Here is a 1,086-nt window from a genome sequence, read left to right as displayed (position 1 = left end):
CGAAAAACCTGCCGCCCAACCTGCAGCAGGGAAAAATACGGCTAAGTAGGGATGGCCGATTCGGTTCGGTGGATAGGTTGTTTTGTGTAGTGATTATTACGAGCCCTATTGAATAGCAAGATTAGGAAAATCATGTCAAGTTTGCAAGAAAGTAAATTTACGGAAGAAATCGTATTAGATGTCACACGTCATACGCCGAAGCTGCTTACTTTTACGATTAGTCGTCCGGAAACTTACAGATTTTCAGCAGGACAATTTTCTCGTTTAGGCTTTCGTGATGGGAATGGCTATATTTGGCGTGCTTATTCCATTATGTCTGCGGAGTATTCTGATATTTTGGAATATTTTGCCGTCTTGATTCCAGATGGTACTATGTCTGCGTATTTTATGCAGATGAAGGCTGGAGACACTATTTTGCTCGATAAGAACGCTACAGGTTTTTTGTTGCCTGAACGTTTTATAGACGGTCGAGAGTTGATAATGTTATGTACGGGTTCGGGAATAACTCCCTTCCTGTCTATTTTGGCTCAACCTGAGGTCTGGCAGAAATTTGAACGTTTAGTATTGGTTCATTCTGTTTCTTATGCTGAGGAATTGATTTTCAGAAATCGGCTTGACGAATTGGCGTATCATCCTTTAGTTGGTGAATACTTTGCTAAATTTAGTTTTCTACCAGTATTAACGAGGGAAAGAAATGATGGAGTACTGCACAAACGTTTGCCGGAGTTATTGACGGGAGGGCAATTGTCTGAGGCTTTGGGAATTTCCTTTACTCCAGAACATACTCGCTTTATGCTCTGTGGTAATCCTGATATGGTTAGAGATACTTTTCAGGCTTTATTGAATATGGGTTTCTCTATGCATCGCAATAAGAACCCGGGACAAATTTTGATGGAAAACGGTTTCTAATTGAGCAGGGGCTTAGGAAACAAAATTTATTTTAAAGGATTCCCGCGCAACATTCTCAGCAGTATTGTGTATAAATCATCATGCCTGTGATTGAAGCGGGCCCCTGTTTCTTTTAAATGCAGGTAAAACGTATGTTCCGGCACCTGTTAAATTGCACCAAGCGATGCTTGGCGCAGC

General features: G+C 41.3%; 1 protein-coding gene and 1 pseudogene. One reads left to right on the top strand and one right to left on the bottom strand.

Annotated features, from left to right (window positions below; translation table 11 throughout):
- Nucleotides 1-132 precede the first annotated feature (132 nt).
- Nucleotides 133-909 carry a ferredoxin--NADP reductase gene (locus tag ACTHSL_RS12695; protein WP_440381667.1) on the top strand — a complete coding sequence of 259 codons (777 nt, stop codon included), beginning with the start codon at nucleotides 133-135 and terminating at the stop codon, nucleotides 907-909.
- Between the two features lie 26 nt (nucleotides 910-935).
- Here ACTHSL_RS12695 and ACTHSL_RS12690 read toward each other — a convergent pair.
- Nucleotides 936-1,086: pseudogene (locus ACTHSL_RS12690) on the bottom strand (IS1595 family transposase); the annotation flags it as partial.

Origin of the sequence: Neisseria sp. P0008.S010, from assembly GCF_051962715.1 — a bacterium.
GTDB lineage: Bacteria > Pseudomonadota > Gammaproteobacteria > Burkholderiales > Neisseriaceae > Neisseria > Neisseria elongata.
This window is presented reverse-complemented; position numbering and strand designations above follow the sequence as displayed.

What these genes read in the sequence shown, in the direction of transcription:
- ACTHSL_RS12695 (WP_440381667.1), top strand. Translation starts at nt 133, where the DNA reads ATGTCAAGTTTGCAAGAAAGTAAATTTACGGAAGAAATCGTATTAGAT.